We start from the raw sequence: 20,173 nt of genomic DNA on the forward strand, positions 1-20,173 counted from the left end.
CCCAAAATCGGCCGCTCGTTCATATAAGTGGATTGGCTGCTTGAGCGAGCCGCTCGGCCACTCGGAACGGCGGAGATGGGTGGTTAGCTGCCATTGCGCCAAGCGCCTGCTCCAATAGTCTGTGCGGATGGAAATGGACGAGTTGCGGCGCCGCTTGGCGGTAATCCTGGCTGTCGAAGAACGCGAGCCTACCGATTGGCTTGAAGTGGAACGGGTAGCGAGCGAGCTTCAGCGGGAACTCCCAATCGACGCCACACCCGAGGCTGTGCACCGCTATCTTGATGATGCGGACATTCGCTGTCGCGACGACGTATACGGCACACGTCAGAGGCAAGACGTGCGCCTGTATGTCGAACGCGGAGAATATGACGACGGTATCCCCATTCCGTGGTGGGGATGCGCGTTGGTACTTTTGGCCGGTGCAGGCATCGTCAAGTTGCTGCTGTTATAGCCGTGCGACTGTCTGCAACTGGGCGGCAGCGGCTTGTCTGCTTGGGGTTGTTGGCGGACATCCCTCCGGCAAGGTAAGAGTGGACCATGGCCGACCGCACGATGCTACAATTCGATTATGATGAGATGCACGGGCATGTGGCAACCGCCGTGCTCGGCCAACGCGAGGAAGCGGCTAACTGGCAAGACATAGCGGTGGTGCTCGGGAGCCGTGCCCTAATGCTGCGGGTTGATCCGGACACTGACGAGATCGCGGTGCATCTTGAGGCAGCGCCAGAAATGGATAGCGGTTGGCTCGCTGTCGCCGAATTGTCGGACGTTGTTGGATTGGAGCTTGGGTGGTGCTGGGAGGGTCGAAATTACCGGGGTTATCTCGACATGTTCGCCCTATCGTTTTCCGGCCTTGAACCGCAGGTTTGCTTCTTAGGCGAGGCCGCAACCATCAGCGTAAGGCGCATTCAGCCCGCCGCGTGAACGTCCGCTATTGGGTCAGGCCGTGTAAAAACGGCTTCACAGCAGCTAGTCGGTAGTTTCGGCGTGGCGCGTTGAAGGTTGAGCGTTGGCGCTCAGCTCTGGATTGCTGCGATCATTGCCCGGACGCCGAGGATGGCGATCAGCCGTTTGAAGTTATAGGCCAGGATATGGAGGCTGGCCTCGGTTCTGACGTGCTTCAGCGTTTTCGTTTGGAAGTGCGTCGAGCCCATCCACGCTTTCAGCGTGCCGAATGGATGTTCGACAGTCTGCCGGCGGATCCGCATGGCGTCTGGCGCACGATCGAGGCGCCGCTCCATCGCCTCGACGACTGCCTCATGTTCCCATCTTTTGACCCGGCGTTCCTTGCCAGTCGTGCATCGGTCATGAAGCGCGCATGTCTGGCAATTCGAGCTCCCGTAGCTATGGAGCGTCATACCGGCCTCGACCGACGTGTACCGATAGATCAGGTCTTCGCCGGCGGGACAACGATAGACGTTTTCCTGCTCCAGATAGGCGAAGTCCTGCTTGCCAAAGCGACCTTGCGCCTTCGCCCCTGAGGTCAGCGGTCTGGGTACGAAGGCAGTAACGCCCATCCCCTCGCAGGTTCGGATGTCCTCGCCCTTGAAATAGCCCTTGTCGGCAATGGCATCCAAAGCCACCACCCCCATGGCGTCCTTGGCTTTCGCCGCCATGGGGGCAAGTTGCCCGCGGTCATATCCAATGTTCAAAAGCTCGTGCGCGACGATGAGGTGGTGCTCGGCATCGACGGCCGCCTGGAGATTGTAGCCGACGATGCTCGTGCCGCGCCCCGCACTCGCCATGGCGCGGGCGTCCGGATCGGTCAGCGACACCTGCTGGTCCGGCGCATTCCGGACTTCCTCCTCACGTACCGCAAGATCGCGCAACTGCGCGCGCAACCGGGCGATCTTCTCCGTCAATCGCTTCGCCTTCGGCTCGGCAATGTCACTTTCTTCGCGGTCGGCGCGATCAAGCGCGTCGAGATACCGGTCGATATTGTCCTGGACCTGCTTCATCCGCGAGGCGACCTTCGCGGCGGTGTAGTTCTTGTCGCGGTTGTTGACCGCCTTCATCTTGCTGCCGTCGATGGCGACCACCGCGCGTGTGAACAGCCCCAATTGCCGGCACAGCGTGATGAACCGGCTGCACACTGCCCGGATCGCAGCGCCATTCGCCTGGCGGAAGTTGGCGATCGTCTTGAAGTCGGGCGCTAACCGCCCCGTCAGCCACATCAATTCCACGTTGCGCTGCGCTTCACGCTCGAGCCGTCGGCTCGACTGGATCCGGTTCAGATAGCCATAGAGGTAGATCTTGAGCATCGTCGCCGGATGATAGGCGGGCCGTCCCGTCTCAGCCGGCGTCATGCCCGCGAACTCCAGCGCCTTCAGATCCAGCGCATCGATGAACGCCTCGACCGCGCGAACCGGGTTATCTGCCGATACGTAATCATCGAGCGATGCAGGCAGTAGATAGTCCTGCCGACGGTCTTCCCCCTGAACGAAACGGCCCATACCCAAGCCTCCCGAAACGCCGGAAAACCATAGCAGATTCCGACGTTTTTACACAGCCTCGGGTGGAAGCGGCCGCCCTGCCCTACCGTCAAGACGACCCAATCCCGGTCGTTCAGGCCGCCATCCCCGCTCACGGACTTCTGCCATTCATTCATGTTTTGATTCGGGTTCTAAGGCCCAGGCCGCTCCCGATGCTAAAACGGCGGAGGGCACTTAATGCGGTCCTCCTATGTGAGCGACATATAGGTGCGATCCGAGCGTGACGTACCCGGAGCTAGCAGGTCGTTGCTGGCTCCGGTTCGATAGGATCATCCCATGCGCCCCCAACTGCCGTAAGGCCTAAAGTCCCCGGCATCGGTCGAGCGCGACGGACGTCGATGCCTATCGTGCGCCGGGGGCCGTCCGTACCATCGGCGGCGCCGGGCGGCCGCCGTTCAGGTCGGCGCCGTTATTGGCATCGGTCGGCGTCGGCTGCATTATGGCCCGTATCTGCCACTGATATTTGTCGATCGCGTGCTGGACTTCCTGCAACAGGTTGGAGGTGGTGGGATCGCCATCCTCGCTGGCCTTGATGCCCTGGCCGATCTCGTCGCTAACCACGCGGTAGTTGGTCGCGAACCAGCCGATCACCTGCGCATCGTCGATGAAGCCGCCGGGCATTTCGGGGACGCGGCTGGTGCGCACGATGGTGTTGGCGCGGCCGTCCGCCGACGCGCCGATCGCCAGCAGCCGCTCGGCCACCTCGTCGGCATATTTGGCGACGCCGTCATGATGGTCCTGCAACAGTTCGTGGAGCGGGTAGAACAGCGTGCCCGACACGTTCCAATGCGCCTGCTTCGTCTGGAGCTGAAGCTGCTGGAGTTCGATCAGCGTCTGTTGCAGCGCCATGATCGAGGTCCGCTGCGCCTCGCCCTGCGGGCCGCCATGCGGCTGGCTCGACAGACTGTTTTGGGGAAATCCATTGCCCATCTGTGTGTCACCAGTCTGGGCGACAGCGGGCGCAGCAAAGAGGCACGCGACTAGCGCGAGCGAAGCGTAACGCATCGTTCCTGTTCCTTCGAAAGGGGGCTCAGCCGTGGGGTATCGGGGATCGGCTCAAGCCGTCAGTCGGCAATCGGTGAACGCGACCATCGGAATAGAGTTCTCTAAATTTATGTTTATTTTGCCGCGCCGGGGCGGATGATCGACACGACGCTTCCCCGTGCCGCGAAGGCCAAAACGAAACCGTGCAGATCGGCGATCGCCTTGACCAGCGGCAGACCCAGGCCCACCCCCGGCTGGTCCGCGCGCCCGCGATAGAAACGCTGGAGCACCAGTGCGCGCTCGGGCGGGGGAACGCCGATGCCGTCATCGGCCACGCTCAGCACGATCGCGCCTTCCCGCATGGCCAGGGTGACGTGCACCGCGCCGCCGATGGGCCCGAACTTCATGGCATTGTCGATCAGGTTCGCCAGCGCCTCCATCAACAGGCTGGCATCGCCGTCCACGGGCGGCACCGGTTCAGTGGCGCAGGATAGCGCGATGCCGCGATCCTCGGCGGCCGGATGGTGAAGGTCGCAGGCATCCTCGACAAGCCGGGCCAGGTCGACGGGCGCGAAGCGGCTGCGGCGGGCATGGTCCTCCAGTTCGCGGATGCGCAGCAGCGCGGCGATGATGCCCAGCAGCTTGTCGACATCGGCCAGCGTCGCCTCCGCGGTCGCGGCAAAGGCGTCGCGGTCGATATCGTCACGCATCCCCCGTTCGACGCGCGCGCGCAAGCGGGTGAGCGGGGTGCGCAGCTGGTGCGCGATATCGTCGCCGATGCCCCGCATATCGCCAACCAGCAGCTGGAGGCGGTCAAGCATCAGGTTGATGTCGGCGCATAGCAGGCCGAAGCTGTCGGGATCGTCCGGCACCGGCAGGCGCTGCGACAGGTCACCTGCCATGATCCGCTCGGTCAGGCGGCGGACCGCATCGACCTGCCGCGCCGCGCGCCGCCCGGCGATCAGCCCGAAGACCAGCGCCATCAGAATGCCCGGCACCAGCCCGACGAGCAGCGACTGGCCGACCAGCCGCATCGACGCCACCGTATCGTCCAGATCGACGCCGATCAGCAGGCGCGTACCGTCCGGCATCGCGCACAGCTGCACCCGCGCCTCGTCGCTGTGCTTGCCCGGCAATTCGGTGGGGACGACCGTGGCGACGAACGATCCGCCTGCGGGCGCGCCGGGCGGCAGGTGCGCGACATTGCCTGCGATCCGCCGTCCGTTCGCATCGAACAGCGCCAGGAACAGGTCGCGGTGCAGGTCGCGGTCCAGCTTCTCGCGCAGTTCCTCCGGCCGCTCGTCGGCCGGGGTCAGGCGGAAGAAGGTGCAGTCGTCGCTCAACTGATGCTCGATCTCGCGCCGGTGATTGTCATGCGCCAGCACCCAGAAGACCGCCGCCAGCGCCAGCGATTGCAGGACCAGCATCGCCGCCAGCGCGCTGCCCCAGCGCCACGTCGCCCGCGCGCGCGGATCAGTGGGGAAGATCGAAGACATAACCCTGCCCCCGCACGTTGCGGATCAGCTGCGCCTCGCCCTCGCCGTCCACCTTGCGGCGCAGGCGGCCCATATGGACGTCGACGACATTGGTATTGGGCTCGAAACTATAGCCCCAGACGTCCTGGAGCAGCATCGAGCGGGTGATGATCCGTCCCGGCCGCCGCACCATGTAATCGAGCAGCTTCAGCTCGCGCGGTAACAGCGCCAGATCACGCCCGGCGCGGGTGGCGCTGCCCGCCAGCAGGTCGAGGTCGAGCGGCCCCGCGATCAGCCGCGTCTCGCGCGTGTCGTTGGGGCGGCGCAGCAGCGCCTCGACCCGCGCGATCAGTTCGACCAGCGCGAACGGCTTGGCCAGATAGTCGTCGCCCCCGGCGCGCAGGCCGCGCACCCGGTCGTCCAGGCTGCCGAGCGCGCTCAGCACCAGCGCGGGCGTATGCTGCCCTCGCGCGCGCAGATCGGACAGCAGCGCCAGCCCCTCGCCATCGGGCAGCTGCCGGTCGAGGATCAGCAGGTCGAAATTTGCGCCGTCGACAAGGGCGGCCGCCGAGCCGAGACTGGCGGCATGGCACACCTCATGCCCGGCGGCGCGCAGCTCCAGCTGGATCTCCTCCGCCGTGCCCCCATCATCCTCGATCACCAATATCCGCGTCATGTCACCGTGATCGCAACAGACGGCGGGCGGCGTCAACGAAATTAAGATTTAGTATTGATAGTCATTACGAACAAAAGGCTGCAAGCGGCCCAAATATCTCCACCAGCATTCCCTAAATCGGTATTTAGTCGACGCGGCGCGACAAACTCGTCTAGCGCGACGGTATCGAATACCGCGCAGGGGATGACATGCGGATCACGGCTTTGGCAGGACTGGCGGCGACGGTGATCGCCGCGCCCGCAGCGGCGCAACAGCAGGCGATGACGCTCGACGCGCTGGTCCAGAACGTCGTCGCAGGCAATCCCGAGCGCCAATTCTACCAGCGCCAGATCGAGACGGCGGGCGTGGAGCGCGAGGCGGCGGGCCGCTGGGCCGACCCGGAAGCGGTGGTCGAATTCGGCCAGCGCCGCGCGCAGGACCCGACCAGCGGCGCGGTCACCGGCGAGGGCATGACCTATGCCGTGTCGGTCGTCCAACCGATCGAGTTTGGCGGGCGCATCGCACTGCGCCGCGCGATCGCCGACGGGCAGGTCGGGCTGGCGCGGATCGGGTTGCAGCAGTTCGACGCGACGCTGGCGGCGCGCGCCCGCTCGCTGGGTTACGGCCTGTTCGCGGCGGATGAGAAGGCCGCCGCCGCGCGCGAGGTTGCGGGACGGATGCGGACGCTGGCCCGCGTGATCGTCGCGCGCGATCCGGCGGGCCCCTCGCCGCAGCTGGAGGCCGCCTCGCTCCAGGCCAGCGCGATCAGCGCCGAGCGCACAGCGGCCGCCGCCGATGCCGAAGCGAACTCGATCCTCTACGAACTCAACCAGCTGCGCGGCGCGCCCTTTACCGCGCGTATTCGCATCGTGCGCCCCGACATGTCGCTGCCCGCCCTGCCCGCGGGCCAGGTACTGGCCGACCGGGCGAGCGAGAATAATTTCGAACTGAAGGCGCTACGCGCGCAATTCGCGCAGCAGGGGCTCCGTGTCGACCTGGCGCGAAAAAGCCGCATCCCGACGGTCAGCGTCGGGCCCTATTACGACCGCGCCCGCTCCGACATTCGCGAGACCAATTACGGCGTCCGCATGTCCACGACCATCCCGCTGTGGAACCGCCAGGCGGGCGATGTCGCGGTCGAGCAGGGCAAGCAGGCGCAGGCGAACGCGACGCTCATCAACGCCGAACGCCGGATCGCGCGCGACGTGTTCGACCAGGCCGCGCAATATGAGGCCAAGCGCGAGGCGCTGGCCAAATGGGACGGCAATTCGCCGCAGCGTTTCGCGCAGGCCGCCGACGATGCCGACCGCAACTACCGGCTCGGCGCGATTCCTCTGACTACCTATACCCAGATCCAGCAATCCTATGTCGAGGCGGTCAACGCCGTACTCGACACAAGGCGTGAGGCATTGGAGGCGCTGCTCCAGCTGCGCGCGCTGAACGGCGGGGCGGCGCTGGCCCGATGAAGCGCTGGTTCGATCTCGTCATCCGCCACCGGCTGGGCGTCGCGCTGGTCGCGGCGCTGATCGCCGCGATCGGGCTGTGGTCCTTCGCCAATCTCCAGATCGACGCCATCCCCGACATCACCGGGGTTCAGGTGCAGATCAACACCACGGTCCCGGCCCTCGCGCCCGAGGAGATCGAGCGGCTGGTGACCCTGCCCATCGAACGCGCCATGGGGGGCCAGCCGGGGCTGGACCAGACACGCTCGCTGACGAAGACCGGGCTGTCCCAGGTTACGCTTCTCTACAAGGATGGTACCGACCAGCTGAAGGCGCGCCAGCTCGTCACCGAGCGGCTGGCGGCGGTGCGCGACCAGTTGCCGCCGGGCAGCACGCCGCAGCTGGCTCCTATCACCACCGGGCTGGGCGAGATATTCTACTATACGCTGGAATGGCGAAAGCCGCCGCCGGGGCTGGATGCACAAGCCCAGTTGATGGCGCTGTACGAGGCGCAGGAATATACCGTGCGCCCGATGCTGCGTGCGGTCGCGGGGGTCGCCGACGTCAACTCGAACGGCGGGCTGGAAGAACAATATGTCGTCGAGCCCGATCCCGTTCGGCTGACCATGCACGGCGTCACCGCGGGCGAGCTGGCCGCGGCGGTCGTCAAGAATGTCGAGAATGCGGGCGGCGGCATCATCCGGCGCGGCCCCGAACGCTTCACCGTGCGCACCGACGCCCGCGTGATGACGGCCGACCAGATCGCCGCGATCCCAGTGAAGTTCGCAGGCGGCGTACTGCCGCTACAGGTCAGCGACCTCGCCAAGGTCGTCACCGGTGCCGCCCCGCGCCAGGGCGCCGCGACCCAGAATGGCCGCGAGACGGTGCTGGGCACGGTCATGATGCTGGTCGGGCAGAACAGCCGCGAGACCGCGCTGCGCGTTCAAGAGGCGCTGCCCGGCATCTCCGCCGCACTGCCCAAGGGCATGGTAATCGACCGGCAATATAGCCGCGCCGATCTGGTCGATCAGACCATCCACACCGTCGAGCGCAATCTCGGCGAAGGCGCGCTGCTGGTGGCGATCGTCCTGCTGCTGGTGATGGGCAACTGGCGCGCGGCGTTGATCGTCGCACTCGTCATCCCGCTTGCCTTTCTGGTCACGGTCAGCGGGATGCACGCGATCGGCCTGTCGGGCAATCTGATGAGCCTGGGCGCGCTCGACTTCGGGTTGATCGTCGACGGATCGATCGTGGTGGTCGAGAACAGCCTGAGGCTGCTGGCGCTGCGACGGGCCGAAAAGGGCGAGGACCTGACCGCGGACGAGCGCCGCGACACGGTGGCCCATGCCGCCCGCATGGTGGCGCGCCCGACCTTTTTCGGCATCGCGATCATCGCGCTCGTCTATGTCCCCGTGCTCAGCCTGGGCGGGGTCGAGGGCAAGCTGTTCCAGCCGATGGCGCAGGCGGTCATGCTGGCCATCGTCGCCGGGCTGTTCTGGACCTTCACCATCGTGCCGATGCTGTCGGCATGGCTCCTGCGCGCGCCCGCCCGGCCGCACGGCGAGGACACGCCCAAGGGCTTCGTCGCGGTGGCCGAGCGGGTCTATACGCCGGTTCTGGAACGCTCGCTGCGTCATCCGGCGATCCTCGTCCTCGGTGCTCTGATGCTACTGGTGGCGGCGTTCCTCGCCTTCAAGACGCTCGGCTCGCAATTCACGCCGCAGCTGGACGAGGGTTCGATCACCGCGATGGTCTATCGCCCGGTCGGCATGTCGCTCGAACAGAGCCTAGCCATCGAGCAGGCGACCGAGCGCGCCATCCGCCGCAAATTCCCACAGGTCAGCCACACCTTCTCGCGCATCGGCACCAGCGAGGTCGCGACCGACCCGATGCCGCCCAACGAGAACGACCTTTACATCTTCTACACGCCGCTGAAGGACTGGCCGACCGGTGACGGCATGCCGACCACCAAGCAGGAGCTGATCGCCGGGATCGAGAAGGTCGCGCGCCAGGTCTATAAGGGCCAGAATTTCGAATTCGCCCAGCCGATCGAAATGCGCTTCAACGAGATGCTGGAGGGCGTGCGCGCCGACGTCTCGGTCAAGATCTACGGCGACGATTACGACACGCTGGAACGCGCCGCCGGACAGGCCAAAGCGATCTTGGAAAAGCTGCCCGGCACCGAGGGCATCGAGTTCGAGACGGCCGGGCGCCCCAAGAGCATCGTCGTCGAACTCGACCGTACAGCCCTGATCCGCCTGAATCTGGGCGCGCAGGCGGTCAACGACGCGATCCGTGACGCGCTGGCGGGGGCCGAGGTCGGCTTCATCCCGCACGGCCCAGCACGCCATGCCATCGTGATCCGCATGCCCGAATCGCTACGCGCAGACCCCGCCGCGATCATGGCGCTGCCCTTGCGGGTCGGCGACTATGGCATGGTGACGCTGTCGCGTGTCGCCCGGTTGAAGGAAACCCGCATCGTCGAGCCGATCCTGCACGACGACACCAACCGCCGCGCCGCGCTGATGGTCAATCTGTCGACCAGCGATCTGGCGGGCTATGTCCAGCGCGCGCAGTCGGCGATCGACGGGCAGGTCAAGCTGCCGCCGGGCTATCGCATCAAATTCGGCGGCCAGTACCACCAGCTTGAGGCCGCGCAGAAGCGCTTGTCGATCGTCGTGCCCGCCGCGCTGATCCTGATCTTCGCTTTGGTCTATGCGGCGTTGGGCAGCGTGCGCGAGGCGGCGATCGTCTATACCGGCATCCCCTTCGCGGTGACCGGCGGCGTATTGGCGCTGTGGCTGCGCGGCATGCCCTTTTCGATCACCGCGGCGATCGGCTTCATCGCATTGTCGGGCATCGCCATGCTCAACGGGCTGGTGCTGATCGACCATATCAATTCCCTGCGCGACGGGCGTGAGCGCGATCCGATGCCCGCCGAGGATGCCGTGCGTCGCGGCGCGCATGATAGGCTGCGTCCCGTCCTGTCGACCGCGCTGGTCGCCTCGGTCGGCTTCATCCCCATGGCGATCGCCACCGGCTCGGGTGCGGAGGTGCAGCGGCCGTTGGCGACCGTGGTCATCGGCGGGATCATCACCTCGACGATCCTGACTCTGGTGCTGTTGCCCAGCCTATACGCCTGGATCGAACGCCGCCGCAGAACCGTTCACCCTAACAAAGATATCGCGTGAACCAGACCCCAGTTCCGTTGTCCGCAATTTTTGGGGCTGCGCCCGAAACTGGCCACTCGTTCAACGTTATCACTGGCCGATCAACCACATTTCCGAACCGCCGATTCACCGGGCCTAGGTAAGCTCGTTTGGCAATTTGGCCTGCTGGAGATGATCGATGGGTCACTCGTCGATGGACCCTGCCTTTCACGAACTTCGGCCTTGGAACGAAGGTCGGCTGATCGGTGCGAAGCGCGCGCTGAAACAGCAACAGGTCTGGGCCATTCGCTTCTGGCTCGACCAGCATAGACGACTGCGTGACCGAGCGTTGTTCGACTTCGCGATCGACAGCAAGCTGCGCGGCTGTGACGTAGTCCGAGTACGGATCGGAGATGTAGTTTCTGGCGGACGTGTCCGTGACCGCGCCGTCGTGGTTCAGCAGAAAACCAGACGGCCGGTCCAATTCGAGCTGATGGACACGGCACGTAAGACAATGCGGGCATGGCTGGAGCGTCGTGGCGGGACACTGAACGACTTCGTCTTCCCAAGCCGGAACGACTACATGGCCCACATGAGTACCCGGCAATATGCCCGCCTCGTACACGAGTAGGTAGTCGGCATCGGCCTTCCGGCTCAAGATTACGGGACACACTCGCTTCGACGTACGAAAGCATCCATCATCTACAAAGCGACCGGCAACCTCCGTGCTGTTCAGATTCTCCTCGGCCATGCCAAGATCGACAGCACAGTGCGCTACCTGGGCGTTGACATCGAGGACGCTTTGGAACTGGCAGAACGCACTGAGGTCTAACCGACCCAATCCAGGGCGTTCGCACGTGCCTTCTCGCTTCCCGAAAAATGCCGCTCGTTCATATCAGCGGATCGGCTGCTTGAGCGAGCCCGCTTGGCCGCTCGGAACAGCGGAGATGGGTGGGAAGCTGCCGTTCCGCTTTGCGCGTACGTCTTCACTCAGCGGTATGGCAGGTATCTTCCGATCTACAGGAGGCCGAGCATACCGGCCGATGAAACAACCGTCATCACGGTTCCCCACAGGAGCATAAAGCAATCGGCCGCGACAAAGAACCAGAACTGGAAGGGATCAGCGCTTCTGTCATAATGCTGCCCCTTGACGTTTATCACCTTGTACTTCGCCATGACGTAGAGGCGATTGAGCGCGAAACCTGTGAGGCCGATCGAAACAATCAATGAGAGAAGTCCCATCATTGGCTTACACTCGCTCTATCATGAAGGCAGCTGTGTCCATCGCTGAAGAGGGCGACACCTTGTAGCAGGCAGGCCGCAGCGTCAAATGTCCGCAATTGGGCGTTAGTCGTCATTCGTCAGTCCCAACGCAGGAGATTGGCCCTCCGCTTTGAAGAACATAGTCCATCCCCAATGTATATCCAGACTATCTTCCCGTTCTCTTCTGCATATCTAGCCATACATGTATTAGATACAATTGCCCTGTCGTATGACTTGGTCGCAATATTATACCCCGCGGCAAATGCCGCGATAGAAGAAATCATGATAACTGCGGAAAACGTGAGGACGCATCGTCTCATCTTTATCTCCTCGTGGGCGCAGCAAAATGTCTGCTCTTGGGCGGAAGCAGCCACCCTGCTCCACCGTTACGATGACCCAGTTGCGGTCATCCAAAGCACCCTGCCCGCTTCCGAACTTCGGACATTCATTCATCCGGTTTTTTGCAGAAACGCTGGATTGAATGTGCAGCGTTGGCGGACGTTCCGCTTCCTGCAGTGACGCGTCCATTTAGGTGCGATGGTTGCGCGTTGAAACGTAGGTAGGCAGTCGAGCCACGTACATCCACGACCTGAATCGACGCCCCTGTTGCGGAAGAATTTGCGTCTGATGTGGCGATACGGACCTCAAGGACTCCATATGCGAACCGATGCAGCTCACGCAGCTTCATATTGACAAGCTGGCCTGTCTGGCGGAGCTTTTGGTCATGGAATCTACCCGGCCACTTACGGCGCAAGAGATTGCGCTGGCACGTACGGTGTTCAAGAGCAGCGTGCCCTATGATCGGGTCGCCATCTCTGATTGGAAGATCGGCAACACGGCCGTGACCCTTTCCGGTCTGAACCTGTCGGACCGACGTTTCTCCTATCGTATCTGCTGGCCGGTCGGCTTTCGCAATATCATGAATTCGGCGTTTCGCCGGGCTACGCTGATCCATGAACTGACGCATGTGTGGCAAGGCGCTCATGGCGTATGGCCAACCTTCTACATGGGTCAGTCGATTACGGACCAGATCGTCGAGGGGGTGAAGGACATCGTCGAAAAGCGCGAATTCCGCCGTTGGGACGAACATCGCTCCGGCGCCTATACCCTCCACGCCCGTGATTGGGGAAAGGCGTGGAGCGACTTTGGGGTCGAGCAGCAGGGTTCGCTGGTCGAGAGCTGGTTCATCACCGAGACCGATCGTCGGCGAACTCGCATGGAGTTCGGGCCGGGGGTCATTGGCGGCGGTCGATCGGAGGCCGATCCGCGCTTTCCTTATATTCGCGATGTGATCCGGGCTGGTAACCGTAGCGCGCCCTACAGGGCACTGGGCTCGAGCCTCGCGCCGGGCGGCGACGTCGCGATCAAGGCCATACAGGACCGATTGGTAGCGCTGGGCTATCTCGACGCGCGTCATGCCGATGGACTAATCGGACGCAGTCGATCCGCGACACTGGATGCCGTGGAAGCCTTTCAGCGCGCCAATCGGCTGAAGGTCGATCGCGATCTGGGTGGACCCAATAGCGAGACACGCCAGAAACTCGCGCGGCCCATCGAGCAGCTGGTGTCCGCGCCGTGACGGCCTTGCGTCCCGCTGGGGTCCTTGGCGCGGTAGCCTTGTTGCTGACGGCGTGCCAGCCGGGTTCTGGCGGCCCCCTCGTCCCTGTCGAGGGGACCGGCGGTGCGCCGGTGGTCAAAGGTGGCGGGCCGTCAGCGACGCTGCGATCGGGCGCAGTGACGGTCACGCTATCGGGGCAATGGGCCAGCGAAGGCGAACAGACGCTCGACATCCGATATACCAATCAGGGCACGATGGTGGTCCGGATCGATCCGCGCGACATCCGGTTGCGACGCGGTGTCGATCCGATCGACACGCTGTCTGTCCTCGATATGACCGGCGTCGACCTTGCCGACACGCGCAGCGATAATGACACGCCCGGCATGCTGATCGGCCAGGATATGCCGGGTAGCGCCTCGCCGCTGGTACTCCCGCCCGGTGCCAGCCATTTCTTGCAGGCCAATTTCGCCAATGCCGGCGGTGGGGCCGCCGACACCTCCGGGGTCGCGCGCGTCGATGCGGGGCAGATCCTGACCGCCACCATTCCCATGGCCGGCAAGACCGTCACGGTCTCCTTTCGTGCGGAGTCGGGCGGGCTGTTCTGATTGCCCTCCGCACGCCAGCAGCGGTCACGCGTCAGCGGTCGTGAAGTTCGTGCTTTTGGCGACTAAAGCCATGCTACGCCTTCGCGACTGGTGGGACCCAGAAACGGCCGCTTAAGGCTGCCAAGCCGCTTCCCGCTTTCTGCCATTTGTTCATCTCGCGATAGCCGATCACTCACATCAAGGCTGGATGCTTGAATGTCCTCAAATGTTAAGAGCGGGCAGTTCACCTGCGGGTACGCAGATGGCGCTAGCCGATGTCGCGGCGGACCGCCTTTGCCAAAAACCATGGTTGAGCGGGAAGCCGCTAGGCTTCCCGAAACCTCCCCTGGCAGGGGAAATGGGAAGGGTAGACGTGTTTCAGTGTGGGGCGACTGTCCTACATCGAATGAACAGCTAGGCTATCTGCTGGAGCCTCGATACGATCGAGCATCCCGTAATCGCGGACGATGCTGGCGACCCGCAGCCGATAGTTCGTAAAAATGCCTGCTCGCCCCTGCGCCTGCGTGGCACGGTGTGCGGACGTGTTTCGCCACTGTTGAACGGCCTGCTCATCTCGAAAGAACGAGAGCGACACCATCCTGTTTGGCGCGGACATGCTTTGAAAGCGCTCGACCGACAGGAAGCCGTCGATCGTTTCCAGCTCGCCACGCAATGCAGCGGCGAGCGCAAGGTACTGATCCGTCCGCCCCTCGGCCACATCAACCTCGAAGATGACGGCGATCATGGTTTCACCAGCGATGCATGGGGTGTCGAAGCAAGCCTGAGAAACATGCGATCTTCGCGGTGGATGAAGCGCTCCCGCTTTGCAAACTCGTAATTGCTTCGCCCAAGGGGATCATCGCGCAGTCGCGCACGGTAAACCTCGTAGGCGGCAAGGTCTTCAATGTTGTGCAGGCCATAGGCTGTGGTCGCCGACCCCTCATGAGGGGCGAAATAGCCGATCAGATCGGCCCCGCAACGCGGGATTGCTTGCCCCCAGTTGCAGGCATATTCCTCGAACGCATCGACACGAAAGGGGTCGATTTCATAGCGGATAAAACACGTAATCATGAATGGCCTTCCGGTGTTGCCGTGACCGGGCCTTCATAGATCGCGGGCTTTGGGCGATGCTTCGATCGGCATCGAACCATTACGGAAGCCGCATATGCGAGGACGTGTGCAACGAAACCCGCTTCGGGTGAGAGATAAATGCTGACCACGACCGGAATTGCCGAAATCGCCGCCCTGATCGGCGATCCTGCCCGAAGCGCGATGCTGGTGACGCTGATGGACGGGCGCGCGCTGACGGCGACCGAGCTGGCCGACGTTGCGGGGATCACCCCCCAGACGGCGAGCAGTCACTTGGGGCGGATGACGGAGGCGGGGCTGCTGGCGGTCGAACGGCAGGGACGCCACCGGTATCATCGGCTCGCCTCGGTGACCGTCGCCACCATGATCGAAAGCATCATGGCGGTCGCGGCCGAACCCGCGAACCTCGCAAACCGCAAAGTAAGGACAGGCCCTCGCGATGCCGCAATGCGACGCGCCCGCTCCTGCTACGACCATCTAGCTGGCAGCATCGCCGTAGCTGTCGCTGATCGCATGGGTGAGCGAGGCTACATCACCGATCTGGCTGATGGAGGCGAGCTATCCGCCGAAGGAATCATGTTCTTCCGATCGATCGGTGTTGATATCGATACGGCACTGAACCGCACGACGGCGCGCAGGCTGTTTTGCCGCCCCTGCCTCGATTGGAGCGAACGCCGCCCGCACATCGCCGGGACGGTCGGTGCAGCCCTCCTGAATGCGTGCATCGAACAGGGCTGGATGCGACGCAACGATCGCTCGCGGATTATCTCGATCACGAGGGCCGGAGCGCTAGCGCTCAACGTCAACTTCGGTATCAAACTAACCGAACAATAACCGGCTGTGTCGTTCCGGTTTGGGAACGACCATCAAGACGGCCTGCGCCGTCTCGTTTGGGATGGTTTTTCGAAAATGCAGAGGCAATGGAATATGTGGGCGCCGCCTGTCGGCTGGCGCAGCATTCTGATGTTGCAAAGGAGCTTTTGCGAATGCGCGTTGAGCCGGTCCACCCCTCTGATCCGATGGCGCTACAGCTACTCGATCAACTTTCGGTCACGCTGGCTGGTATAACCGGAGATAGCGGGAGATCGTCATTCGACCCCTACGATGTAGAAGGAGCCGGGGCCTCGTTTGTACTGGCGTATGACGCACAGGGTAACGCTCTGGGGTGCGGGGCATATCGACCTCTTCAGAAGGGCGTGGCGGAGTTGAAGCGGATGTTCGCCATTCCGGCAAGTAAAGGGGTGGGATCAGCTATTCTAAACGATCTTGAAAGGAGAGCAGAAGCCGATGGCTATCGCGAGTTATGGCTGGAAACACGATTGGTAAACAGCCGCGCCGTTGAGTTCTACGAGAGGAACGGCTACCATCGCATTCCCAACTTTGGCAAATATGTTGGACGGCCTGAGGCAGTCTGCTTTTCGAAGACCTTGGGACGGGAAAGCGTTATGACGGCATAAAGCGCCAACTGGACACATCCTATGGTGATGCCATGCCGATCGTCACTCTCGACTGGGAAGGTCGAGCGGGACGGCTCAGGCAACTCCCGCCTTCCTCAATTGTTCGGCGGGCTGGCCTTCCCGAAATCTGTTCCCGATTGCGTTTTCCCAAAACGGTCTGTTGAACATGGAGAAACGGGACTGCTGACGGTTGGCGGATCGGCCGGTTTCGGGATGCCGAGCCGATTCACAGAATGGCCGGAAATGGCTCGCTACCGGCCGGGCAGCCTAGCGGCCGCGAGGACCCATACCCGGACGTTCACAAGACCCAAGACATTTCCCGAAACCGGACGCTCGTTCATCGGTGCCTTAGCGGTCAAATTTGAGGCGCTTGATAGACCCAATCCAAAAATTGTCGTCCTATGACATCTGTCACTACGCGGCAGGTGAGGCGTGGCGCAAACTGAGCCAACTTCGACGAGGTTGACCCATGCTTCCAAACGCCTTCACATTCATTGGTACCCACTCATCGTTCGTAATCATACCGTACGCGAGCGCGGCAGCATGATTCACGACCTTCACGATGTCGCAAGCCTCACGGGCGTCTCGAAGCGGCTTGGTGGCCGCTCGATCCTCGCGGACTTCAGTATAGGCGTCCGCGCGGGCGAGGTCACGGCACTGCTCGGTCCCAACGGCGCGGGCAAAACCACGTGTGTGTCGCTGCTCACGGGCCGCATCGCGCCGGAGGCTGGCGAGGCAATGCTATTCGGACTCGATCCGGGCCGCCCCGCCGCGCGCCGGCGGCTGGGCGTCATGCTGCAAAGTGCAGGGCTGCCTGACGTCCTGACAATCGCCGAGGCGGTGACGCTTCAGTCCGGCTACTACCCGGACCCATGGCCACTGTCAGAGACGCTGGCGCTCGCCGGCCTGACGGGGCTTGCCGACCGACGCTGCGGCGCCTTGTCTGGGGGCCAGGCGCGGCGTGTTCATTATGCGCTGGCGATCTGCGGCCGGCCTGACCTGCTGGTACTCGACGAACCAACGGCTGCGATGGACCGCGCGTCCGCCCGGATGTTGTGGGAAACGGTCCGTGCGCTAGTTGACGACGGCGCTGCCGTGCTGCTGACCAGCCACGACCTTGCCGAGGCTGACACGCTGGCAGATCGGATTGTTGTGATGGATGCCGGGCGCATCGTCGCCGATGCCGCGCCTGCGGCCCTCCGCGCGCGTGCCGGCGGATCCGTTATCCGCTGCCGCAGCCACTTGCAGGCCATGGAGGCCATGCAGCTTCCAGCTGTCCGGGAGGCCGTCATGGAAGGCGCCGAACTTCGTATTGTCACCGCCAATGCCACCGCTACCGTCCGCGCGCTTCTTGACGTCGATAAGACCCTGGCCGACCTGCGCGTCGTCGATGCGACACTGGAAGATGCGATCGCGACCCTGTTGAACCCGCATGACGAGAGGATCGCCGCATGACCGCCGTTACTGCCCCCGCCCTTGGTGGCATCTGGCTGCGCGAAGCCATTGCCGAGTTGAAGCGGACGGCTCGGCTACCGCAATTTCTTCTGCCGACCGTACTGACGCCAGCCGCGTTCTACGGGCTCTTTACGCTCGCCGTCGCCAAGTCACCCTCGCCTGAGTATGCCGCCGCGACGCTGGCTGGATACGGCGTGTTTGCGGCGACCGGGCCGGCGCTCTTCGGTTTCGGAGCCGGCGTAGCGATGGAGCGTGAGCAGGGTTTGATCGAGCTCAAACGCGTCTCGCCGATGCCAGCGGGTGCATATGTGGCGGCCAAGCTGATTGCGGCGATCGTCACCACGGCGATGGCGCTCGTCCTGATCGATGCGCTGGCGGTTGTTGCAGGCGTCCGCCTATCTGCCGCAACCTGGGCGTCGCTCACGCTGCTTCATCTCGGCTCTGCCATCCCCTTTGCCCTGATCGGCTTTGGTATGGGCATGCGGATGAGCGGCAAGGGCGCGGTTGCGATCGCCAACGCGCTTTTCCTCGGCGGATCGGTGCTGGGCGGATTGTGGATTCCCAGCACAATGCTTCCCGGCTGGATGCGGACGCTGGGAGATGCGACACCCTCCTTTCACCTCGGGCAGCTTGCGCGTGGGATCGTCGGCGTCGAGACGATCGGATCACCGCTTGTCCATATCGCAGCCGTCTTCATAATGACCGTAGCTGGGGCTGCCTGGGCATGGACCGGCTGGCAGCGAAGCCCTGCTTGACGGTGGCCGCTCTCACCCTCGACAGAGGGATCATGCAAACCAAGCACGAACGATGGTGGGCGGGTCCGTGGCCCTGGCTGGTCTACCTCATCTTCGTACCGCTGCCATGGCTTTGGAAGTGGCCGGACACCACAACGCTGGTGCTGACCGGGTTCGCTGTCGCAGTGTTCCTGCCGCTATACTTCGTCGCGCATCGCATGGACGGGCCGCGCCGAGCCATCGTCTGCCTTGCTATCACCGCTATCGGGATCGCCCTCGCCACGTTTCCTGTCGGGTGGACAACCTTCGCAATCTACGCCGCAGCCGAGATGGGGCGCGTCCGCCCGCCCAGGGCTGCGGTCGTCGGGATCGCGCTAATCGCCATCGTCGTCGCAATCACCGGATCCATGCAGAACCAGCCGCTGCTCTGGTGGCTGCCCGGTCTGTTGCTCGTCGTGATCACGGGCGGCGCCACGATCTCGCGCGAGGCCTTTGATGAGCGAACGCAAGCGCTGCTGGCGACACAGGAAGAAGTCCGCCGTCTCGCGGGCACTGCCGAACGAGAGCGCATCACGCGCGATCTGCATGACGTCATTGGCCGTACCCTGACGCTAGTAGCGTTGAAGGCGGATCTGGCCGGGCGCATGCTCGACCGGGATACAGAAGCAGCACGTCACGAAGTAGCCGCGATTGCCACCGCCGCCCGAGCCGGTCTTGCCGACGTACGCGCGGCTTTGGCTGGCCAGGCCGGGGGTGGCTTGGCGCAGGAGACGGCCGCTTCTCGCGCGGCGCTGCGCACCGCCGGTGTCGATCTTGTCCTCAGCGGCAACCCAGCAGACGTACCCGAAGAAGCCGGTGGCGTTCTGGCTATGACCCTGCGCGAGGCCGTGACCAACGTCATCCGCCATGCCGACGCCCGTCAGTGCAGGATTGGCATTGCCACCGGCCCCGACGATGTGCGGCTGATCGTGGAAGACGACGGCGTCGGCTTGCCCTTTCGCGAAGGCAACGGCCTCACCGGGATGCGCCAGCGGCTAGTCGCCGCTGGTGGCCGTCTCACGCTGACGCCTATGTATCCGGGCACGCGCTTAGAGGCCAGCGTACCGGCATGATTTCAACCTGCCCCAACCCCATCAAAATCGTCATCGCCGAGGACCAGACACTGGTGCTCGGCGCGATCGCCGCGCTGCTGGCGATGGAACCTGACTTCGCCATCGTCGGACGTGCCGCCGATGGCGATGCAGCTCTGGACATCGTCCGCGCCCATCGACCCGATATCCTACTGTCCGACATCGAAATGCCGGGGCACACCGGCCTAGAGCTTGCCCAGATAATCGCGGCCGAAACACCAAGTACCGCAGTCGTAATCGTGACGACGTTCGCACGCCCCGGCTATCTTGCCCGCGCCCAAAGCGCCGGCGTCCGCGGCTATCTGTTGAAAGACGCACCGGTCGACGATCTCACCGCAGCCATTCGCACCGTCGCTGCCGGCGGACATGCGATCCCTGCCGAACTCGCCGCAGCCGCTTGGGAAATCGGCCGCGACCCACTGACGGATCGTGAACGCGACACACTTCGATTGGCCGAACAGGGATTGTCGAACAAAGATATCGCTCGTCGCCTCAACCTTTCTCCAGGCACCGTCAGAAACTACCTATCGGATGCAGCGTCCAAGCTGGGTGCTGCTAACCGCATCGAAGCTGGACGAACGGCGCGCGCGAATGGGTGGCTTTAGGTTTAAACGACCCAATTCCGGCCACTCGACCTACCTTGACTGCGTCCGACTTTCGGCCATTCGTTCATACCCGAGTTTGGCGGTACCCCGATCAAAGCGCC

The 20,173-nt window shown here is 63.5% G+C and carries 20 protein-coding genes and 1 pseudogene; 13 read left to right on the plus strand and 8 right to left on the minus strand.

From position 1 onward, the window contains the following. Positions 1 to 133 precede the first annotated feature (133 nt). Together ACQHGV_RS08195 and ACQHGV_RS08200 are read left to right on the plus strand one after the other, a co-directional pair. On the plus strand, positions 134 to 451 hold the full coding sequence (locus tag ACQHGV_RS08195) for a hypothetical protein (protein ID WP_440977811.1): 318 nt from the start codon (positions 134 to 136) through the stop codon (positions 449 to 451). A gap of 86 nt (positions 452 to 537) precedes the next feature. After that, positions 538 to 924, plus strand: coding sequence for a DUF6334 family protein (locus ACQHGV_RS08200; protein ID WP_440977812.1), 387 nt, complete (start codon positions 538 to 540; stop codon positions 922 to 924). Positions 925 to 1,016: 92 nt separating this feature from the next. Here ACQHGV_RS08200 and ACQHGV_RS08205 read toward each other — a convergent pair whose 3' ends face one another. The 4 genes from ACQHGV_RS08205 to ACQHGV_RS08220 all read right to left on the minus strand — a co-directional run bounded on the left by ACQHGV_RS08205 (position 1,017) and on the right by ACQHGV_RS08220 (position 5,627). Continuing rightward, positions 1,017 to 2,453 (minus strand): IS1182 family transposase, encoded by a 1,437-nt coding sequence (locus tag ACQHGV_RS08205; RefSeq protein WP_440977813.1) that lies wholly within the window; start codon positions 2,451 to 2,453, stop codon positions 1,017 to 1,019. Between the two features lie 381 nt (positions 2,454 to 2,834). Next, on the minus strand, positions 2,835 to 3,422 hold the full coding sequence (locus tag ACQHGV_RS08210) for a Dps family protein (RefSeq protein WP_440977814.1): 588 nt from the start codon (positions 3,420 to 3,422) through the stop codon (positions 2,835 to 2,837). A 188-nt stretch (positions 3,423 to 3,610) separates the two neighbouring features. Next, positions 3,611 to 4,972 (minus strand): ATP-binding protein, encoded by a 1,362-nt coding sequence (locus tag ACQHGV_RS08215; RefSeq protein ID WP_440977815.1) that lies wholly within the window; start codon positions 4,970 to 4,972, stop codon positions 3,611 to 3,613. Next, positions 4,950 to 5,627, minus strand: coding sequence for a response regulator transcription factor (locus ACQHGV_RS08220; RefSeq protein WP_440977816.1), 678 nt, complete (start codon positions 5,625 to 5,627; stop codon positions 4,950 to 4,952). The genes ACQHGV_RS08215 and ACQHGV_RS08220 overlap by 23 nt, the downstream gene beginning before the upstream one ends. A gap of 188 nt (positions 5,628 to 5,815) precedes the next feature. Between ACQHGV_RS08220 and ACQHGV_RS08225 the strand changes: the two genes are divergently transcribed. The 3 genes and pseudogenes from ACQHGV_RS08225 (at position 5,816) to ACQHGV_RS08235 (ending at position 11,029) form a co-directional block, all read left to right on the plus strand. Next, positions 5,816 to 7,072 carry a TolC family protein gene (locus ACQHGV_RS08225; protein ID WP_440977817.1) on the plus strand — a complete coding sequence of 419 codons (1,257 nt, stop codon included), beginning with the start codon at positions 5,816 to 5,818 and terminating at the stop codon, positions 7,070 to 7,072. After that, the gene (locus ACQHGV_RS08230; protein WP_440977818.1) at positions 7,069 to 10,239 is read left to right on the plus strand and encodes an efflux RND transporter permease subunit; all 3,171 of its coding nucleotides are present in this window, start codon (positions 7,069 to 7,071) and stop codon (positions 10,237 to 10,239) included. The genes ACQHGV_RS08225 and ACQHGV_RS08230 overlap by 4 nt, the downstream gene beginning before the upstream one ends. A 157-nt stretch (positions 10,240 to 10,396) precedes the next feature. Continuing rightward, positions 10,397 to 11,029: pseudogene (locus ACQHGV_RS08235) on the plus strand (tyrosine-type recombinase/integrase). Positions 11,030 to 11,214: 185 nt separating this feature from the next. Here ACQHGV_RS08235 and ACQHGV_RS08240 read toward each other — a convergent pair. Together ACQHGV_RS08240 and ACQHGV_RS08245 are read right to left on the minus strand one after the other, a co-directional pair. Further along, positions 11,215 to 11,442, minus strand: coding sequence for a hypothetical protein (locus tag ACQHGV_RS08240; RefSeq protein ID WP_440977819.1), 228 nt, complete (start codon positions 11,440 to 11,442; stop codon positions 11,215 to 11,217). A 264-nt stretch (positions 11,443 to 11,706) separates the two neighbouring features. Beyond that, positions 11,707 to 11,988, minus strand: coding sequence for a hypothetical protein (locus ACQHGV_RS08245; protein ID WP_440977820.1), 282 nt, complete (start codon positions 11,986 to 11,988; stop codon positions 11,707 to 11,709). A gap of 139 nt (positions 11,989 to 12,127) precedes the next feature. On the opposite strand from ACQHGV_RS08245, the gene ACQHGV_RS08250 reads away from it, so the two are divergent. Continuing rightward, the gene (locus ACQHGV_RS08250) at positions 12,128 to 13,039 is read left to right on the plus strand and encodes a peptidoglycan-binding domain-containing protein (protein WP_440977821.1); all 912 of its coding nucleotides are present in this window, start codon (positions 12,128 to 12,130) and stop codon (positions 13,037 to 13,039) included. Between the two features lie 38 nt (positions 13,040 to 13,077). Beyond that, positions 13,078 to 13,623: a hypothetical protein gene (locus ACQHGV_RS08255; protein WP_440977822.1), complete on the plus strand. Its 546-nt coding sequence runs from the start codon at positions 13,078 to 13,080 to the stop codon at positions 13,621 to 13,623. A gap of 376 nt (positions 13,624 to 13,999) precedes the next feature. Here the strand turns inward: ACQHGV_RS08255 and ACQHGV_RS08260 are convergent, their stop codons facing one another. Next, entirely contained in the window at positions 14,000 to 14,347 is a 348-nt protein-coding gene (locus tag ACQHGV_RS08260; RefSeq protein WP_440977823.1) for an antibiotic biosynthesis monooxygenase family protein, read from the minus strand. Further along, positions 14,344 to 14,673 (minus strand): NIPSNAP family protein, encoded by a 330-nt coding sequence (locus tag ACQHGV_RS08265; RefSeq protein ID WP_440977824.1) that lies wholly within the window; start codon positions 14,671 to 14,673, stop codon positions 14,344 to 14,346. The genes ACQHGV_RS08260 and ACQHGV_RS08265 overlap by 4 nt, the downstream gene beginning before the upstream one ends. A gap of 138 nt (positions 14,674 to 14,811) precedes the next feature. Here ACQHGV_RS08265 and ACQHGV_RS08270 point away from each other — a divergent pair, with 138 nt between their 5' ends. The 6 genes from ACQHGV_RS08270 to ACQHGV_RS08295 all read left to right on the plus strand — a co-directional run bounded on the left by ACQHGV_RS08270 (position 14,812) and on the right by ACQHGV_RS08295 (position 20,072). Next, a complete protein-coding gene (locus ACQHGV_RS08270; protein ID WP_219019578.1) occupies positions 14,812 to 15,525 on the plus strand; it encodes an ArsR/SmtB family transcription factor in 714 nt (237 codons plus the stop codon). Positions 15,526 to 15,611: 86 nt separating this feature from the next. Continuing rightward, a complete protein-coding gene (locus ACQHGV_RS08275; protein WP_440977825.1) occupies positions 15,612 to 16,148 on the plus strand; it encodes a GNAT family N-acetyltransferase in 537 nt (178 codons plus the stop codon). Between the two features lie 543 nt (positions 16,149 to 16,691). Then, positions 16,692 to 17,603: an ABC transporter ATP-binding protein gene (locus ACQHGV_RS08280; protein WP_440977826.1), complete on the plus strand. Its 912-nt coding sequence runs from the start codon at positions 16,692 to 16,694 to the stop codon at positions 17,601 to 17,603. After that, positions 17,600 to 18,358 (plus strand): ABC transporter permease, encoded by a 759-nt coding sequence (locus ACQHGV_RS08285; protein ID WP_440977827.1) that lies wholly within the window; start codon positions 17,600 to 17,602, stop codon positions 18,356 to 18,358. Before ACQHGV_RS08280 ends, ACQHGV_RS08285 begins: the two co-directional genes overlap by 4 nt. Then, positions 18,328 to 19,449 (plus strand): sensor histidine kinase, encoded by a 1,122-nt coding sequence (locus ACQHGV_RS08290; protein WP_440977828.1) that lies wholly within the window; start codon positions 18,328 to 18,330, stop codon positions 19,447 to 19,449. Before ACQHGV_RS08285 ends, ACQHGV_RS08290 begins: the two co-directional genes overlap by 31 nt. Continuing rightward, the gene (locus ACQHGV_RS08295; protein ID WP_440977829.1) at positions 19,446 to 20,072 is read left to right on the plus strand and encodes a response regulator transcription factor; all 627 of its coding nucleotides are present in this window, start codon (positions 19,446 to 19,448) and stop codon (positions 20,070 to 20,072) included. Before ACQHGV_RS08290 ends, ACQHGV_RS08295 begins: the two co-directional genes overlap by 4 nt. Positions 20,073 to 20,173 lie beyond the last annotated feature (101 nt).

Source organism: Sphingomonas pseudosanguinis, assembly GCF_052056765.1.
Lineage (GTDB): Bacteria > Pseudomonadota > Alphaproteobacteria > Sphingomonadales > Sphingomonadaceae > Sphingomonas > Sphingomonas pseudosanguinis.

Coding starts and splice junctions, on each gene's coding strand:
- ACQHGV_RS08195 (WP_440977811.1), top strand. CDS start 134: ATGGACGAGTTGCGGCGCCGCTTGGCGGTAATCCTGGCTGTCGAAGAA.
- ACQHGV_RS08200 (WP_440977812.1), top strand. CDS start 538: ATGGCCGACCGCACGATGCTACAATTCGATTATGATGAGATGCACGGG.
- ACQHGV_RS08205 (WP_440977813.1), bottom strand. CDS start 2,453: ATGGGCCGTTTCGTTCAGGGGGAAGACCGTCGGCAGGACTATCTACTG.
- ACQHGV_RS08210 (WP_440977814.1), bottom strand. CDS start 3,422: ATGGGCAATGGATTTCCCCAAAACAGTCTGTCGAGCCAGCCGCATGGC.
- ACQHGV_RS08215 (WP_440977815.1), bottom strand. CDS start 4,972: ATGTCTTCGATCTTCCCCACTGATCCGCGCGCGCGGGCGACGTGGCGC.
- ACQHGV_RS08220 (WP_440977816.1), bottom strand. CDS start 5,627: ATGACGCGGATATTGGTGATCGAGGATGATGGGGGCACGGCGGAGGAG.
- ACQHGV_RS08225 (WP_440977817.1), top strand. CDS start 5,816: ATGCGGATCACGGCTTTGGCAGGACTGGCGGCGACGGTGATCGCCGCG.
- ACQHGV_RS08230 (WP_440977818.1), top strand. CDS start 7,069: ATGAAGCGCTGGTTCGATCTCGTCATCCGCCACCGGCTGGGCGTCGCG.
- ACQHGV_RS08240 (WP_440977819.1), bottom strand. CDS start 11,442: ATGATGGGACTTCTCTCATTGATTGTTTCGATCGGCCTCACAGGTTTC.
- ACQHGV_RS08245 (WP_440977820.1), bottom strand. CDS start 11,988: ATGGACGCGTCACTGCAGGAAGCGGAACGTCCGCCAACGCTGCACATT.
- ACQHGV_RS08250 (WP_440977821.1), top strand. CDS start 12,128: ATGCAGCTCACGCAGCTTCATATTGACAAGCTGGCCTGTCTGGCGGAG.
- ACQHGV_RS08260 (WP_440977823.1), bottom strand. CDS start 14,347: ATGATCGCCGTCATCTTCGAGGTTGATGTGGCCGAGGGGCGGACGGAT.
- ACQHGV_RS08265 (WP_440977824.1), bottom strand. CDS start 14,673: ATGATTACGTGTTTTATCCGCTATGAAATCGACCCCTTTCGTGTCGAT.
- ACQHGV_RS08270 (WP_219019578.1), top strand. CDS start 14,812: ATGCTGACCACGACCGGAATTGCCGAAATCGCCGCCCTGATCGGCGAT.
- ACQHGV_RS08275 (WP_440977825.1), top strand. CDS start 15,612: ATGGAATATGTGGGCGCCGCCTGTCGGCTGGCGCAGCATTCTGATGTT.
- ACQHGV_RS08280 (WP_440977826.1), top strand. CDS start 16,692: ATGATTCACGACCTTCACGATGTCGCAAGCCTCACGGGCGTCTCGAAG.
- ACQHGV_RS08285 (WP_440977827.1), top strand. CDS start 17,600: ATGACCGCCGTTACTGCCCCCGCCCTTGGTGGCATCTGGCTGCGCGAA.
- ACQHGV_RS08290 (WP_440977828.1), top strand. CDS start 18,328: ATGGACCGGCTGGCAGCGAAGCCCTGCTTGACGGTGGCCGCTCTCACC.
- ACQHGV_RS08295 (WP_440977829.1), top strand. CDS start 19,446: ATGATTTCAACCTGCCCCAACCCCATCAAAATCGTCATCGCCGAGGAC.